Origin of the sequence: Rathayibacter sp. AY1F9, assembly GCF_002932155.1 — a bacterium.
Classification (GTDB): Bacteria; Actinomycetota; Actinomycetes; order Actinomycetales; family Microbacteriaceae; genus Rathayibacter.
The window spans coordinates 1-16044 of the sequence record NZ_PSVA01000041.1 but is presented as its reverse complement, the minus strand read 5'-3'; the positions used below and the strand labels follow the sequence as shown (position 1 = coordinate 16044).

Below are 16044 nucleotides of genomic sequence, written 5' to 3'. Positions count from 1 at the left end.
TCACACGGGTGGGGTTCACTGGGGGGAGACGCCCGACGGGCGCGGGACGGAGGCGCTGCATGGACCTGAACACGATCCAGCGCGTCCGGGTGGTGCGCGAGCGCTCCGAGCTGGCGGGCCGCGGGCCGCGCTCAGCGGTCATCGGAGGCGGCTCCTGGGTGTTCTCCCTCCCCCACGACCACCTCGACGAGCTCCTCGACTTGCAGGGATTCGCGTGGGAGCCGATCGTGCGCACGGACGCCGGGCTCTCGATCGCGGCGACCTGCACGCTCAGCGAGCTCGCCGCGATGCCCGACGCGGGCGACACCGCCCATCCGCTCTTCTTCCAGTGCTGCACGGCACTGCTGGGCTCCTTCAAGATCTGGAACGTCGCCACTGTCGGCGGCAACATCGCCAACGCCCTGCCCGCAGGACCGATGATCAGCCTCGCCGCCGCGCTCGACGCCACCGCCCTCGTCTGGCGGGCCGACGACTCGGACGTCGCCGTGCCGGTCGCCGAGCTCGTGACCGGCAACATGACCACTTCCCTGGCCCAGGACGACGTCATCCGCTCGATCGAGATCCCGCTCTCCTCCCTCCGGGCGCGCACCGCGTTCCGCAAGACGGCGCTCTCCCCTCTCGGACGCTCCGGCGCCGTCGTCATCGGCCGCCTCGACACCGACGGCGCGTTCGTGCTCACGATCACCGCGGCGACCGTCCGGCCGGAGCGGCTCCGCTTCGCCGCCGTTCCCTCCTCGGCCGAGCTCGCCGCGGCCGTCGACGGCGTCGCGACCTGGTTCACCGACCCGCACGGAGCCGCCGACTGGCGCCACGCCGTCGTCCGCGTGCTCGCCGAGGAGATCCGCACCGAGCTGGCCGGAGGCGCCCGATGAGGTTCACCGTCAACGGGGAGCCGGTCGACGCCTCCCCCCGCCCCGGCCAGGTGCTGCGCACCCTCCTCCGCGACCACGAGCACTTCGAGGTGAAGAAGGGGTGCGACGCCGGCGACTGCGGCGCCTGCTCCGTCCTCGTCGACGGGACGCCGTTCCACTCCTGCCTCTACCCCGCCCACCGCGTCGAGGGCCGCGAGGTGACGACAGCGGCCGGCCTCGGCACGCCCGAGGAGCCGAGCGCGGTGCAGGAGGCGTTCGTCGAGGCCGGCGCGTTCCAGTGCGGCTTCTGCACGGCCGGCATGGTGGTCACGGCCACGGCGCTCGACGGAGTCCGCGCCGAGGACGTGCCGCGGCTGATGAAGGGCAACCTCTGCCGGTGCACGGGCTACCGCCCCATCCGCGAGGCCGTGACGGGCGCCTGCGCGTCCGGGCACGGCGCGCACGCGGCCGAGCCGTCCGGAGCGGATCGCACGGAGGCCCCGGTCCGCGGACGGCACGCGGCCCCGCCGTCGGGTCTCACCCCCGTCCGCCGCACCGGTCGCCCATCGGCCGAGGAGTCCCGGGTCGGCCGCTCGCTCCGCGCGCCCGCCGGCCGGCAGATCGTCCAGGGCCGCGAGCCGTTCACCCTCGACGTCGCCGTGCCCGGCCTGCTGCACGTGAAGGTCGTCCAGAGCCCGCACGCCCACGCGCGCATCCGCTCGATCGACACGACCGCCGCCCGCGCGATGCGGGGCGTCGTCGCGGTCCTCACCGCCGAGGACGTCCCGGACGTCCTCTACTCCACCGCCCGCCACGAGTCCCGGCTCGACGACCCGGACGACACCCGCATGCTCGACACGGTCGTCCGGTTCCGCGGGCAGCGCGTGGCCGTGGTGGTCGCGGAGTCGGTGGCCGAGGCGGAGGCGGCCTGCCGCGCCGTCGAGGTCGACTACGAGGTGCTGCCCGCCGTCTTCGACCCGGAGGAGGCGCGCTCCCCCGGCGCGCCGCTCCTGCACGCCGACAAGGATCCGATCGCCTCGCGCATCGCCCGGCCGGAGGCGAACGTCGTCGCGGAGCTCCACGGAGAGTACGGGGACGTGGCCGCCGGACTCGCGGAGGCCGACGTGGTCGTCGAGGGCCGGTACTCGACCTCCCGGGTCGCGCACACGGCGCTCGAGACCCACGGCACCATCGGCTGGCTCGAGGGCGGAGAGCTGGTGCTGCGGACCTCGACGCAGGTGCCCTTCCTCGTGCGCGACGAGATCGCGCGCCTGTTCGACCGCGATCCGTCGACCGTCCGCGTCTTCACGGCACGGGTGGGCGGCGGCTTCGGCGGCAAGCAGGAGATCCTGACGGAGGACGTCGTCGCCCTCGCCGTGCTCGCCACCGGCCGGCCCGTGCAGTTCGAGTTCACCCGGAGCGACGAGTTCACGATGGCCCCCTGCCGACACCCGATGCGGGTCGGCGTCACGCTCGGCGCCCGGCGCGACGGACGGCTGACCGCCCTCGCCGTGGACGTGCTCTCGGACACCGGCGCCTACGGCAACCACGGACCCGGCGTGATGTTCCACGGCACCTCGGAGTCGGTCGCCGTCTACAGCGCGCCCAGCAAGCGCGTCGACGCGCAGGCCGTCTACACGAACAACCTCCCCTCGGGGGCGTTCCGCGGCTACGGCCTCGGGCAGGTGATCTTCGGCATCGAGTCGGCGATGGACGATCTCGCCCGCGAGCTCGGGATCGACCCGTTCGAGCTGCGGCGGATCAACGCGGTGCGCCCGGGCGAGCCGCTGGTGGTCACGCACGTCGAGGGCGACGACATCGGCTTCGCCTCCTACGGGCTCGACCAGTGCCTCGACCTCACCGAGGCGGCACTGGCCGGCGGCGGCGGCTCCCCCGCCCCCGACGGACCGGGGTGGCGGACAGGGCAGGGCACGGCACTGGCGATGATCGCCACCATCCCACCGCGGGGCCACTTCTCGGAGGCGACCGTCACCGTCGACGCCGAGGGCGTGCTGACCATCGGCGTCGGCACGGCCGAGTTCGGCAACGGGACGACCACCGTGCACACGCAGCTGGTCGCGAGCGCCTTCCGCGCCTCGGCCGACCGGGTGCGGATCCGCCAGTCCGACACGGACGCGGCCCGCTACGACACCGGAGCGTTCGGCAGCGCCGGCACGGTCGTCGCGGGCAAGGCCGTCCACTCGGCCGCGACGCGCCTCCTCGCCGAGCTGCAGGCGCTCGCCAAGCGGCTGACCGGGCACGACGAGACCTTCGCGCCCGACGACGAGGGCCTGCTCGCTCCGGACGGCACCCGGGTCGCGTTCGCCGATCTGGTCCGTGCGGCCGGCGGACCCGTCACCGCGACCGGGAGCGAGGACGGCGCTCAGCGCTCGCTCGCGTTCAACGTCCAGGGCTTCCGCGTCGCGGTGCACGAGCCGACGGGCGAGGTGCGGATCCTGCAGTCGGTCCAGGCGGCCGACGCCGGCTTCGTGATCAACCCGGCGCAGTGCCGCGGGCAGGTCGAGGGCGGAGTGGCGCAGGCGATCGGCTCGGCGCTGTACGAGGAGGTGATCCTCGACGGCGAGGGCACCGTGACCACGGCGATCCTCCGGAACTACCACATCCCGCAGATGGCGGACGTGCCCGAGACCGAGGTGCTCTTCGCGGACACCGCCGACGAGCTCGGGCCGTTCGGCGCGAAGTCGATGAGCGAGGCGCCCTACAACCCGGTCGCCCCCGCACTCGCCAACGCCGTCCGCGACGCGATCGGCGTGCGGCCGACCGAGCTGCCGCTCTCCCGCGACCGGATCTGGCGGCTCCTGCACCCGGACGCCGCCCCGGTCGCGACCGTCGAGGCGGAGGCGCCGCCCGGTTGAACGACGACGGGCTGAGCGCCGATCGGCTGCCGCAGCTCAGACGCGCGACGCCAGCTCCGTGCTCGCCCGGGCGACCTCGCGGGCGATCGCGTCCTCGTCCGCGTTCACCAGCCGTCCCTCCCGCACCGTCGGGCGACCCTGCACCAGGAGCAGGCTCAGCGGGGGCTGCGCTCCGAATGCGAGCGCCGCGACCGGGTCCGCGATGCCCGCGTGCTCGATCCCGTCGATCCGCCAGAGCGCGAGGTCGGCGAGCTTGCCGACCTCGATCGAGCCGATCTCGTCCTGCCGGCCGAGCACCCGGGCCCCGCCGATGGTGGCGACCGAGAGCGCCTGCCGGGCGCTCATCCGGTCGGCGCCGGCGCGCAGGCGGTTCATCAGCACCGCGGCGCGGATCTCGGAGCCGAGCTGACCGGACTCGTTCGACGCCGCGCCGTCCACGCCGAGGCCGACCGGGGCTCCCGCAGCCAGCAGCTGCGGGATCGACGCGATGCCCGCCGCGAGCCGGCCGTTCGAGGACGGGCAGTGCGCGACTCCGGTGCCCGTGGCCGCGAACTTCGCGATCGCGTCGGCGTCGAGGTGGACGCAGTGCGCCATCCAGACGTCATCGCCGAGCCAGCCGAGCGACTCCAGGTGGTCGGTGGGCGAGAGGCCGAACGCCTCCCGCGTGTAGGCGTCCTCCTCCACGGTCTCGGAGCCGTGGGTGTGCAGCCGGACCCCGAGCTGACGGGCGAGGACGGCCGACTCGCGCAGCAGGTCGGTGGTCACCGAGAAGGGCGAGCACGGGGCGATCGCGACCCGCACCATCGCGTCGGCGGAGGCGTCGTGGTACCGCTGGACCGCCTCTCCACCGGCCTGGAGCGCGGCCGCCGTGGTCTCGACGGCGAAGTCCGGCGGGAGGCCGCCCCGGGACTCGCCGAGGTCCATCGACCCGCGGGTCGCGTGCAGCCGGAGGCCGAGGGTGCCGGCCGCGTCGACGATGCCGCCGACGATGTCGCCGGAGCCCCGCGGGAAGACGTAGTGGTGGTCGGCGACGGTGCTGCAGCCGGACCGGGCGAGGACGCCCATCGCGCCGAGGGCGGCGGAGCGGGTCAGGTCGGCGTCGATGCGGGACCAGGCGGGGTAGAGCGCGACGAGCCAGTCGAAGAGGATCGAGTCCTGCGCCCAGCCGCGGGTGAGCCACTGGTAGAGGTGGTGGTGCGTGTTGACGAGCCCGGGAGTGAGCAGGTGGCCGCGGCCGTCGACCCGCGTGAGCGCGATCGCCTCCTGCGCCGGCAGGCCCGTCGGGGACCGTCCGTCGAGGGCCCACGCCGGAGGGTCGTCGGCTCCGACGGCGACGATGCGGGAGTCGTCGACGACGACGTGGCCGACGGGGTGCTCGGTCCCGTGCGCGTCGACGGTGGCGACGTGGGCTCCGGTGAGGACGTGGCGCTGCATGCCCCGAGCATGGCAGCGCGGTGTTTCGCGGCCGTTTCCCGCCGGAGTGCGAGCAGGCCCGCGCGATCACGACGGCGCGCCGTCAGGGGAGGACGTGCGGCTCAGCGCGCCGCGTGGATCGGGCCCGAGCGCCCCGCGAGCGGCTCCCCGGACGTCCCCGTGCGCGCGGCGAGGACCTCCGCGAGGATCGACACGGCCGTCTCCTCCGGCGTCGACGCGCCGAGGTCCAGGCCGATCGGCGAGTGCAGGCGGGCGAGCGCCTCCTCCGTCACTCCCGCCTCGCGCAGCAGCCGCAGCCGCCGCTCATGGGTGCGCCGCGACCCCATCGCGCCGACGTAGGCGACCGGGAGCGCGAGCGCGGTCTCGAGCAGCGGGATATCGAACTTCTCGTCGTGCGTGAGCACCGCGATCACGGTGCGCGAGTCGACCTCGGCGCGGGCGAGGTGGTCGGACGGCCACTCGACGAGGACCTCGTCGGCGCCGGGGAAGCGCTCGGCGGTCGCGAACACCGGACGCGCGTCGCAGACGGTCACGCGGTAGCCGAGCAGGGCGCCGGCGGAGCAGAGCGCGGCGGAGAAGTCGACGGCGCCGTAGATCAGCAGGCGCGGCCGCTCGGCGTGCACGACGTAGGCGATCTCGAGCTCGGCACCTCGGCAGGCGGTCTCGACCGTGGCCGAACGGCCGGAGACCAGGCGCGCCTCGCGCTCGGCGAGGATGCGGCGGGCGGTGTCCTCGTCCAGGTGCGGGCCGACGACGTCCTGGAGGCGCGTCGCTCCGGTGAGCACGAGGCCGATCAGCTCCTCCGGGCCGCCGACGACGATCGCCAGCGCGGCCGAGCGGCCGGCGCGGGCGGCGCGCAGCTCGGCGAGGACCGCGGTGGAGCCGGAGTCGACGACCTGGCCGAACACGCGCAGCTGCCCCCCGCAGGACAGGCCTGCGGCGAAGGCCGCCTCGTCGTCGAAGCCGAAGTGCTCGGACGCGCTGCCCGAGGTGCCGAGCACCTCCTGGGCCAGCGCGTACGCCTGCGCCTCGACGCAGCCGCCGGAGATCGAGCCGATCGCGCGCCCCTCCGCGTCCACCGCCATCGAGGAGCCGAGAGCGCGGGGAGCCGAGCCGAAGACGTGCGTGACCGTGACGACCGCGACGCTCCCGCCCGCCTCGACGCGCTCGAGCAGGGGGTCGGCGATGTCGAGCACGACGGCCTCCTCTTCTCGGACGGGAGGCGACGGCGCCGGGGCTGCGGGGAGGCCGGGCGGAGCCGCCGACGGGCGCTCACACGCAGGAAACATGCCGAGTATAGGGTCGATCCATGCCTGACGACGCTCCCTTCCTCGACCTCGTGATCCGCGCCTCCGACGTGCTGACCGAGAACGGCCGGCGTCCGGCCAGCATCGCGATCGCCGAGGGCCTGATCGTCGCAGTCGGCGAGCGGGACGCCCCCTGGCGGACCACGGAGGAGATCGTCCTCCCCGAGGGCCAGGTCCTGATCCCGGGGATCGTCGACACCCACGTGCACGTCAACGAGCCGGGCCGCACGGAGTGGGAGGGCTTCGCCTCCGCCACCCGCGCGGCCGCCGCCGGGGGCGTCACCACGATCATCGACATGCCGCTGAACTCGATCCCGCCGACCACCACGGTGGCGGGGCTCGAGGCCAAGCGCGCGGCCGCCGGGCCGCAGGCGCAGGTGGACGTCGGCTTCTGGGGCGGGGCGATCCCCTCGAACCTCGGCACGCTGCGCGAGCTCCACGACGCGGGCGTCTTCGGCTTCAAGTGCTTCCTCTCGCCGAGCGGAGTAAACGAGTTCCCGCACCTGAGCCGGGAGCAGCTCGTCGAGGCGATGCGCGAGATCGCCGCCTTCGACGGACTGCTGATCGTGCACGCCGAGGACCCGGCCGAACTGGAGGCGAGCGCGCTGGAGCCCGGCGCCTCCTACGGCGCGTTCGTCGACTCCCGCCCGCCCGCCTCCGAGCGCAGCGCGATCCTGCACGTGATCGAGGCCGTCCGCGAGACCGGCTGCCGCGCGCACATCCTGCACCTCTCCTCCGCCGACGCGCTGCCGCTCCTGCGCGAGGCGAAGGCCGAGGGGCTGCCGATCTCCGCCGAGACCTGCCCGCACTACCTCACCTTCGACGCCGGCTCGATCCCCGACGGCGGCACGCAGTTCAAGTGCTGCCCGCCGATCCGCGACGAGCGCAACCGCGAGCTGCTCTGGAAGGGGCTGCTCGACGGGACGATCGACATCATCGCCTCGGACCACTCCCCCGCCACCGCCGAGCTCAAGCTCCCCGCGGGCGGCGACTTCGGCGTCGCCTGGGGCGGGATCTCGGGACTCGAGCTGAGCTTCCGCGCGGTCTGGACCGGGGCCCGCGAGCGGGGCATCCCGCTCGAGCAGGTCGTCGCCTGGATGTCCACGGCGACCGCCGCGTTCGCCGGGCTCGGCCAGAAGGGCCTGCTGCACGCGGGGTCCGACGCCGACCTGGTCGCGTTCGACCCGGAGGCGCAGTGGCGCGTGGACGTCGACGCCCTCTCGCACCGGAACCCCGTCTCGGCCTACGAGGGCCGCGTCCTCCGCGGCGCCGTCGCCGCCACCTGGGTGGGCGGCCGACGCGTCACCGCCGAGACGGTCCCGCCCGCCGGGCGCCTCCTCACCCGCCCCTGACCTCGATCCGCCGATCCCCCGCCTCCCTGACGACACCTCGGGGAGCTCGACCGCTCACGCCGAGCGCCGCCGTGTCATCGGCAGGTTTCGAGCGTGTGAACGGAGGCGGGTCGGAGCCGCGGAGCGGGCGGATCACACAAGACTCGGAGTCCCGGCGGCGGCTCCTCGGGATGCTCCGCCGGTGCGCGGAGCCCCCGGCAGGCGCGAGGCTGGCAGACGGGCTCGCAGGAGCCGCGAGCAGGACGGTCACCACCGCGTGACCGGGCCCGGCCGCACGGAACGGACAGGAGCGGACATGTCGATCATCCTCGGGGACCACCAGTACGGGAAGGCCGAGAACCGCGTCGTGCGGATCTACCGCGAGACCCCGCGGCACGAGATCCACGACGTCAACGTCTCCACGGCCCTCCGCGGCGACTTCGAGGCCGCGCACCGAGAGGGCGACCAGTCGGCCGTCCTGCCCACGGACACGCAGAAGCAGACGGCGTACGCCTTCGCCAAGGAGAAGGGCCTGCGCTCGATCGAGCCCTACGGCCTCGAGCTGGCCCGCCACTTCGTCGACGGCTACGAGCCCGTCCACGGCGCCCGCATCGAGATCGAGGAGTTCGCCTGGGAGCGCGTGCTGGTGGACGGGCGCGAGCACGACCACACCTGGGTCCGGAAGGGCCAGGAGACGCGGATCGCGTCGGTCACGGTCGAGGGCTCGGGTGACGAGCGGCGGATCTGGATCACCGGCGGCTTCAAGGACCTCACGATCCTGAAGTCCACGGGGAGCGAGTTCCACGGCTTCCTCACCGACCCGTACACGGTCCTCCAGCCGACGCACGACCGGGTGATGGCGACCTCGCTGGTCGCGAAGTGGCGCTTCGCCCTGAGCGAGGACGAGATCGCGGCGATGGACTGGGAGGCGGTCTACGCGGGCGTCAAGGCGCTCATGACGAGCCGCTTCGCGACCGTGCACTCCCTCGCCCTCCAGCAGACGCTCTTCGAGATGGGGAAGGCGGTCCTGGAGGAGTACCCGCAGATCGTCGAGATCCGTCTCTCCGCGCCGAACAAGCACCACTTCGTCTACGACCTCTCGCCCTTCGGCGTCGAGAACGACAACGAGGTCTTCCACGCCGCCGACCGCCCCTACGGGCTGATCCAGGCGAGCGTCACCCGCGACGACGCGCCGCCCGCGGGATCCGCCTGGACCGCCTACACGGGCCTGGTGTGACCGGCGCCGGGGGCGTCCACCGGGGGCACGTGCTGCACGTCGCCGGGGGTGCGACGCTCGCGACCGCGCGGGAGTCGCTGGTGTCGATCCCGGACGGCGCTCTCGTCGTGGACGAGGACGGCACGATCGCCTGGGTCGGTCCGTACCGCGAGCTGCCGGACCGCTTCGCTCTCCTGCCGGTCTCCGGCGACGCCGCGTCGGTCCTGCTGCCCGGCTTCGTCGACGCGCACGTGCACTTCCCCCAGACGTTCTCGACCGACGGCTTCGGCGGCGGCCAGCTGCTCGAGTGGCTCGACCGGACGGTGTTCCCGGCGGAGGCGCGGCTCGCCGACCCGGAGTTCGCCGACGTCGTCGCGCGCGCCTTCACCCGGCGGCGGGTGGCCGCGGGCACGACCGCCGCGATGGTCTTCGGCTCCGCGTTCCCGGCCGCGCAGGACGCCCTGTTCGAGCGCAGCCGCGAGGCGGGGCTGCGGATCGTGTCGGGGCGCGGCATCCAGACCACGGGCCCGGCCTCGGCGGCTCCCCTGATCACCTCCGAGGAGGAGGCGCTGACGCTCGCGTCGGAGGAGATCGACCGCTGGCACGGGAGGGACCCGCTCCTGCAGGTCGCGCTCGTCCCGCGGTTCTCGCTGTCCGTCACTCCCCGGACCCTCGGAGCGCTCGGCGACCTCTACGACGACGTCCGCGGACGCGGCGTCTACGTGCACAGCCACCTCAACGAGAACGACCGGCCCGGCGACGGCGAGATCGCCGCCGTGCTCGGCGCGTACGGCACCCGCAGCTACCTCGACACCTACGACGGGCTCTTCCTGCCCGGCTCCGCGCGCGGCGGCTCCTCCCTCCTCGGGCCGCGCACGATCCTCGCTCACGCCGTGCACTGCCAGGACGCGGAGCTGCACCGGATGGAGGAGACCGGCACCTCGATCGCCCACTGCCCGACCTCGCAGCAGTTCCTCGGCTCCGGCACCATGCCCTGGCGCCGGACCGTCGCCTCGGGGGTCACCGTCGCCCTCGGTTCGGACGTGGGCGCGGGCGACGAGTGGCTGCTGGCGCGAGTGGCGAACGACGCCTTCAAGGTGCACCTCTCGGAGCCCGGCGACGCGGCCGTCGCCCTGCATCCGGCCGAGCTCCTGTTCACGGCGACGCTCGCCGGCGCGCGGGCGCTCGACCAGGAGGAGCGGTTCGGCAGCCTCGACCCCGGGAAGGACGCGGACTTCCTCCGCATCGAGCCCGACCGGTGGGAGCCGCTCGCCGACGTCCTCGCCCACGGGATCCGCGCGGACGACGAGGAGGAGGCGACGGCCCAGCTGCTCTTCGCCCTGCTGATGACCCTGCGCGAGCCGGCGATCGCCGCGGTGCACGTCCGGGGCAGGCGGATCGCGCCTCCGGAGTGACGGGGCCGGCCGGGGCGGCGCGGTGCGGACCGCGCGCACTCGGCCGTCAGCGCAGGCGCAGCGCCAGGAACAGGTCGGCGCGGTCCGCGGTGTCCGACAGGTCGCGCTGCGTCAGCTCCTCCACCCTCGCGATGCGGTACCGCACCGTGTTCAGGTGCAGGTGCGTCTGCTCCGCCGTGCGCACCCACGAGCCGCCGCAGTCGAGGAACGCCGCGAGCGTGGCGACCAGCTGCGAGCCGTAGCGCGCGTCGTGCTCGATGAGCCGCCCGAGCACCAGCTCGACGAACACCGAGCGCAGGTGGTCGGGGACCGCGCTCAGCAGCTGCACGGCGGAGGTGACCTCCCCGGAGTCGCTGACCCGCACCGGAGCGTCGTCGCCCGGAGAGCCCGGCAGCAGCATCCCGTAGCGTGCCGAGCGGAGGGCGCCGCCGAGCGCGGGCAGCGGAGTCGCGGCGCTCGTCCCGACGCGCAGCACGGCGCCCGGCCACGCGGCTCCCGCTCGTCGCAGCGCCGAGGTGACGACGGCGAGCGGATCCGCGCCGGTGGGGATCGCATCGGTCGCCTCGGTGGGCAGCACCGCCACCGCGCAGCCCTGGGCGTCGCGTCCGACCACGGCGCGGCCCAGGTGCGCGGCGGCGTCGACCAGGACACGGCGCGCCAGGTCCGGGGGCGCGTCGCCCTCGAACTCGGCGGCGACCACGGCGCATCGCCCGGCGCCGCCGAGTCCGAGCTGCCGCAGGTACACCGCGGCCTCGGGCTGCTCGCTGTCCTCCTCCACGAGCTCGAGCAGGCGGTCGGCGAGAGCGGAGTCGGCCGAGAGCGCCGCCTCCCGCTGCAGCCGGTAGACCCCCACGACTCCGGCGAGCTCGGTCACGGCGTCCAGCACTGCGGCGGGCCAGTCGTTCCAGTCGCCCCCGACGACGACCAGCCAGGAGGTGGCGCGGTGCTCGCCCGCTCCGGCGACGGTGAGGACCGACAGGGCGCCGCCGCGGGCGTCCGCGACCACGACCGGGCTGCGCCGGGCCGTGAGCGCCGCGTGCACGACCCGCTCGATCTCCCCCAGCCCCAGGGGCGAGGCGGAGGCCGCGGTCCGGCCGGTGGCGGTCAGCACCGACACGGGGAGTCCGAGCTCGCGCGAGGTGCGCGCGACGAGCTCGTCGAGCTGCTGCCCCCGGTAGACCTCCGTCAGCAGCTCCCGCTGGCGGGCGAGGGCGGCCGTCAGCCGGGCCACGCGGTCGCCGGCGAGAGCGTTCGACAGGTGCGCCGTGATCGCGCCGAACGACACATCGGCCGGCACGGCGATCAGCGGGACGTCGTGCTCGCGGCAGGCGACGACGAGGTCGTCCGGCACGAAGCCCAGCAGCCCCTCGCCGGCGAGCAGAGCGCTGGCACCCGAGTCCGCGACCGCGGCGACGAAGGCCGCGCTGTCCTGGGCGTCCCGACGCCAGACCAGACCGGTCAGCACCAGCTGGTCGCGCGAGATGTAGCGGCGCGGATCGAGGAGATCGGTCGTGAAGATGCCGTCGACCGGCCGCGCGAGCGCCCCGTCGCCGGCGACCAGCACGCGCAGCCGCAGCTGCGGCGCGTCGAGGACGTCCTGCAGCTGCATCAGCTGCCCCGGTAGGTCGAGTAGGCGAAGGGGCTGAGCAGGAGCGGGATGTGGAAGTGCGCCTCCTCGTCGTCGAGGCGGAAGGCGACGACGACCTCGGGGTAGAACGACTCGGTGCCCGAGGCGGCGAACCAGGCGCCGGTGTCGAAGACGACCCGGTGCACCCCGGCGGCCAGGCGCTCCGGCCCGAAGGCCGCCACGCGGCCGTCGTCGTCGGTGCGGGCCTCGGCGAGGCGCTCCCAGCCGGAGCCGACGCGGGCGTCGAGAGCCACCGGGACCCCGCGCGCGGGGCGGCCGCGGACGGCGTCGAGCACGTGGGTGGTGACGTGGCTGGCGTGCCCGCTCATCGTGCGGCCTCCGCCCGGATGAGGCGCCCGTCGTCGAGGCCGCGGACGCGCAGCACCGTGATCTCCCGCAGCTGCTCCGCGACGATGCGGGCCTCCGTCTCGTCGTCGAGCCCGAGCCTCCGCTCCAGCTCCGCGACGACCTCGGCCCGGTCGCGGCCGGCCGCACGGAGGAGGAACACGCGCCCGAACCGCTCCTCGTAGGCGCGGTTGCCGGCCAGCAGCCGCCGGGTCAGCTCCTCGTCGCCCGTGCGGCTCGCCGCCTGCTCCGCGGCCGAGAACGCGGAGGAGCGCCCCGCGCCCGCGTGCCGCTCGCCGATCCGGGGGTGGTCGGCCAGCGCCGCCTCCACCTCCTCCTCGGTGAGCGTGCGCGCGGCCCGCTCGGCCGCGTCGGCGAGCGCGTCAGCCGACGGGTAGGGCGCGCCGGAGGCGACCTCGTCGGCCCAGCGGGGGACGGCGAGGCACGCGAGCAGCACGTCGCGGGCGGTCTCGGATCGGGTGTCGGTCATGCGGTCTCCTTCGTCCGGCGGAGCAGGGGCTCGGCCTGCGGCACGATGGTCGGATGGATCTGGTCGGGAGTCGGGACCTCGTCGGGCTGGTGCTCGCGGCGGGTGCGGGGCGCCGGGCGGGCGGCCCGAAGGCGCTGCGGTGCGACGCGGCGGGAGTTCCCTGGGTGGAGCGAGCCGTCGAGAGGCTCCGCGCGGTGGGCTGCGAGCGGGTGCTCGTGGTCCTGGGCGCGGAGGCCGGACGGGCGCGCCTCCTGGTGCCGCCGTCCGCGGACGTGGTCGTCGCGGCGGAGTGGGAGACCGGCCTCTCGGCGTCGCTCCGCGCGGGTCTCGCCGCGGCCGAGGGCGTCGCCGCGCTGGTCGCCCTGGTCGACCTGCCCGAGGAGCCGCCGAGCGTGGGGGCCCGGCTGCTCGCGGAGGCGCCGGTCGCGCCGGACGTGCTCGCCCGCGCGGTCTTCCGCGGTCGGCCCGGTCATCCGGTGCTGCTGGGACGGGACCACTGGCCGGAGCTCCTCGAGGGCGTGCACGGCGACTCCGGCGCGCGCGACCTGCTCCGCGCGAGGGGCGCGCGGGGGGTGGAGTGCGGCGATCTGTGGTCGGGAGCCGACCGCGACGGGCCGGACTGAGCGGTTCACGCCAGGCCCGCGTCGTCGAGGGCGGCGGCCAGCGCCCGCCAGGCCAGGGTCGCGCAGACGGAGCGGACGGGATTGCCCGCCACCGCGAGCAGCGCCTGCTCCTCGCCGGCGAGAGCACCCTCCCGGTGCGCCATCGCCGCGAGGAACGCGTCGATCCGCTCCCGTACCGCCGGCGCCGGCAGCCCGTCGAGACCGTCCACGAGCAGCGACGCGGATCCCCGTGAGACCTCGCACCCCCGCCCGCTCCAGGCGAGGCGCACCTGCTCGACGCCGCCGTCGACGCGCAGCTCGATCCGGTCGCCGCAGGTGGGGGTGATCAGCTCGGCACGGCCGAGGGACGGAGTCGGGTCGGCCTGCCCGACGGGGTCCTTGGCGTGCGCACGGATCAGCTCCGCCGCCTCGCTCACGGCCGGTCCTCCAGCTCGGCGAGCTCCGCGTAGGCCGTGCTGATCCCGGCGATCCGCTCGCGCGACTCCCTCGGGGACGCGCCGAGCACTCCGGACGCCACGAGCGCGACCGCGCTCATCGCCGCCGCGTAGCTGTCCAGCGCCGTGCCGCTGTCGACCGGGCACTCCAGCCAGACCGCCGCGTGCTCCGCGTAGCGCCGGGCGGGCGGATCCGCGAGGAGCACCACGGGCACCTCGCGCGCGGCGAGCGTCCCGATCAGGGCGGCGAAGGAGGCGGGGCGGCGGCGGAAGCCGACCAGCGCCACGACGTCCTCGGCTCCGAGCCCCTCGAGCTCCTCACCGAGCGACTGGCCGGGCTGCGGGGCGATCCGGACGCGTCCGCGCGCCTGCGCGAGCTGCTGGCGCAGGTGCAGCGCCACCGGGTAGCTGTTGCGCAGTCCGATCACGACGACCTCGCGTGCTCCCGCGATCAGCCGCACCGCCTCCTCCAGCCGCCCGTCGCCGAACGCGGCGGCCAGCCGGGCCAGGTTCGCCCGCTCGCTCTCGAGGTGCGCGGCGAGCGGATCCCCCTGCCCCTGCGCGGGACCGACCGGCACACCGGAGGACCGCAGTGCCCGGGCGTGCTCGCGCACCTCCTGCGAGTTCGAGAACCCCAGGCGGCGGAACAGCCGCGAGACCGTGGCCTTGGACACTCCGCTGTGCTGGGCGAGCTCGGTCGCCGTGTAGACGGCCAGGTCGCCGAGGTGGTCGAGGATGAAGTCGGCCGCCCGCTGCTCCTGCCGCGACAGCGCGGCGTAGCCGGCATCGATGCGGTGGCCGATGCTCGTCGAGGGGGCCGGGGCGGGGGTCACGCGGTCGGCGTCTCGTCGGCGAGCGCCAGCACGGCCGCCTCGAACGCGTCGAGCGCGGTCGCGACGTCGGCCTCGGTCACGTTCTCGTCCGGGTGGTGGCTGACGCCGCCCTCGCAGCGGAGGAAGAGCATCGCGTACTCGGCGAGGTCGGCGACCGCCATCGCGTCGTGGCCGGCCTTGGAGAACAGCACCATCGGCTCCGCGTCCCCGGTCGCGCGGATGCCCGCGCGCACGACGTCCTGCAGCCGAGAGGAGGCGACGACCGCGGGGGCCGAATGGGTCTCCTCCACCGTCAGCGCGAGACGGCGGCGCGACGCCGACTCCGACATCGCGTGCTCGATGGCGTCCCACGCCGTGTCGCGCTGGGCGTCGGTCTCGGCGCGGAGGTCGAGGCTGAACTCGACCCGGCCGGGGATGACGTTGACCGCGCCCGGGAAGGTCTCGAGCCGGCCGACCGTGGCGATCACGCCCTGCTCCCGCGCGATGCGCTCCACCGCGAGCACGGCCTCGGCCGCCCCGGTGAGCGCGTCGCGGCGGCGGTCGAGCGGAACTCCGCCCGCGTGCCCGGCCTTGCCGGTGAGGGTGAGTGCGAAGCGGCGGGCGCCCGCTATCGAGGAGACCACGGCGAGGGCGCGGTCCGCCTCCTCCAGGTAGGGGCCCTGCTCGATGTGCGCCTCGAGGTAGGCGAGAACGTCCTGCGCGTCGCGCGCGGCGGTGCGGATGCGCGAGGGGTCCAGCCCGAACTCGTGGAACGCCTCGACGAGCGTCGTCCCGTCGGCGTCCTCGAGCTCCCACCAGTGCTCGTCCCAGGTGCCGGCGAGGGCGCGGGAGCCGAGGAGCGCTGTGCCGAAGCGGGTGCCCTCCTCGTCGCCGAACGCGACGACCTCGACGGCGAACGGCAGGCGCCGGCCCGCCCCCTGCAGGCGCGACACCACGGCGATCGCGAGCATCACGCCGAGGATCCCGTCGTAGCGGCCCGCGTCGGGCACCGTGTCGAGGTGCGAGCCGAGCAGGAGCGCCGGGAGTCCCGGAGTCGCGCCCTCGTAGCGGCCGCACTGGTTGCCGGCCGCGTCCTGCCAGGTGCGCATGCCCGCCTCGGTCATCCAACGCGCGGCCATCGCGTTCACCCGGGCGTGCTCGGGCGAGAGGTAGACCCGCTCGATGCCGTCGCGGCTGGAGGAGACCGCGGCGAGCTCGTCGCAGCGGGCCATGATCGCGGCGGCGTCGAGGGCGGGGGCGGCGGTGGCGGCGGGGGCGCTGCC

Annotated in this window: 14 protein-coding genes; 6 read left to right on the top strand and 8 right to left on the bottom strand. The window is 75.0% G+C overall.

The genetic code is table 11. The features are described from left to right. Positions 1 to 59: 59 nt before the first annotated feature. Positions 60 to 872: an FAD binding domain-containing protein gene (locus C5C37_RS16640; protein WP_104339314.1), complete on the top strand. Its 813-nt coding sequence runs from the start codon at positions 60 to 62 to the stop codon at positions 870 to 872. Beyond that, positions 869 to 3727: a molybdopterin cofactor-binding domain-containing protein gene (locus C5C37_RS16635; RefSeq protein ID WP_104339313.1), complete on the top strand. Its 2859-nt coding sequence runs from the start codon at positions 869 to 871 to the stop codon at positions 3725 to 3727. Before C5C37_RS16640 ends, C5C37_RS16635 begins: the two co-directional genes overlap by 4 nt. 36 nt (positions 3728 to 3763) lie before the next feature. Here C5C37_RS16635 and C5C37_RS16630 read toward each other — a convergent pair whose 3' ends face one another. Both C5C37_RS16630 and C5C37_RS16625 read right to left on the bottom strand, forming a co-directional pair. Further along, positions 3764 to 5161, bottom strand: a complete 1398-nt coding sequence (locus tag C5C37_RS16630) for an 8-oxoguanine deaminase (protein WP_104339312.1) — start codon at positions 5159 to 5161, stop codon at positions 3764 to 3766. A gap of 101 nt (positions 5162 to 5262) precedes the next feature. Then, positions 5263 to 6357, bottom strand: a complete 1095-nt coding sequence (locus C5C37_RS16625) for an XdhC family protein (RefSeq protein WP_104339311.1) — start codon at positions 6355 to 6357, stop codon at positions 5263 to 5265. A 113-nt stretch (positions 6358 to 6470) separates the two neighbouring features. On the opposite strand from C5C37_RS16625, the gene allB reads away from it, so the two are divergent. From allB to C5C37_RS16610, 3 genes are all read left to right on the top strand, one after another. Further along, positions 6471 to 7820 carry an allantoinase AllB gene (gene allB / locus C5C37_RS16620; protein WP_104339310.1) on the top strand — a complete coding sequence of 450 codons (1350 nt, stop codon included), beginning with the start codon at positions 6471 to 6473 and terminating at the stop codon, positions 7818 to 7820. Positions 7821 to 8115: 295 nt separating this feature from the next. Then, positions 8116 to 9036, top strand: a complete 921-nt coding sequence (pucL, locus tag C5C37_RS16615; RefSeq protein ID WP_104339309.1) for a factor-independent urate hydroxylase — start codon at positions 8116 to 8118, stop codon at positions 9034 to 9036. Further along, positions 9033 to 10430, top strand: a complete 1398-nt coding sequence (locus C5C37_RS16610; protein ID WP_104339308.1) for an amidohydrolase family protein — start codon at positions 9033 to 9035, stop codon at positions 10428 to 10430. Before pucL ends, C5C37_RS16610 begins: the two co-directional genes overlap by 4 nt. Positions 10431 to 10476: 46 nt before the next feature. Here C5C37_RS16610 and C5C37_RS16605 read toward each other — a convergent pair whose 3' ends face one another. From C5C37_RS16605 to uraD, 3 genes are read right to left on the bottom strand one after another with little or no spacing between them, the layout of a single operon-like run. After that, a complete protein-coding gene (locus C5C37_RS16605) occupies positions 10477 to 12039 on the bottom strand; it encodes a PucR family transcriptional regulator (RefSeq protein WP_104339307.1) in 1563 nt (520 codons plus the stop codon). Beyond that, positions 12039 to 12386, bottom strand: coding sequence for a hydroxyisourate hydrolase (gene uraH / locus C5C37_RS16600; protein ID WP_104251158.1), 348 nt, complete (start codon positions 12384 to 12386; stop codon positions 12039 to 12041). The genes C5C37_RS16605 and uraH overlap by 1 nt, the downstream gene beginning before the upstream one ends. Next, complete coding sequence (uraD, locus tag C5C37_RS16595; RefSeq protein WP_104339306.1) at positions 12383 to 12892, bottom strand: 2-oxo-4-hydroxy-4-carboxy-5-ureidoimidazoline decarboxylase; 510 nt, start codon at positions 12890 to 12892, stop codon at positions 12383 to 12385. Before uraD ends, uraH begins: the two co-directional genes overlap by 4 nt. 53 nt (positions 12893 to 12945) lie before the next feature. Between uraD and C5C37_RS16590 the strand changes: the two genes are divergently transcribed. After that, positions 12946 to 13515, top strand: coding sequence for an NTP transferase domain-containing protein (locus tag C5C37_RS16590; RefSeq protein WP_104223492.1), 570 nt, complete (start codon positions 12946 to 12948; stop codon positions 13513 to 13515). 5 nt (positions 13516 to 13520) lie between these two features. On the opposite strand, the gene C5C37_RS16585 is transcribed toward C5C37_RS16590, so the two are convergent. The 3 genes from C5C37_RS16585 to C5C37_RS16575 all read right to left on the bottom strand — a co-directional run. Continuing rightward, on the bottom strand, positions 13521 to 13931 hold the full coding sequence (locus C5C37_RS16585) for an iron-sulfur cluster assembly scaffold protein (protein WP_104226650.1): 411 nt from the start codon (positions 13929 to 13931) through the stop codon (positions 13521 to 13523). After that, positions 13928 to 14782, bottom strand: coding sequence for a MurR/RpiR family transcriptional regulator (locus C5C37_RS16580; RefSeq protein ID WP_104319960.1), 855 nt, complete (start codon positions 14780 to 14782; stop codon positions 13928 to 13930). Before C5C37_RS16580 ends, C5C37_RS16585 begins: the two co-directional genes overlap by 4 nt. Then, positions 14779 to 16044: allantoate amidohydrolase (locus tag C5C37_RS16575; protein WP_258074194.1), on the bottom strand; the 1266-nt coding region annotated here is incomplete at its 5' end. The genes C5C37_RS16580 and C5C37_RS16575, both read right to left, overlap by 4 nt.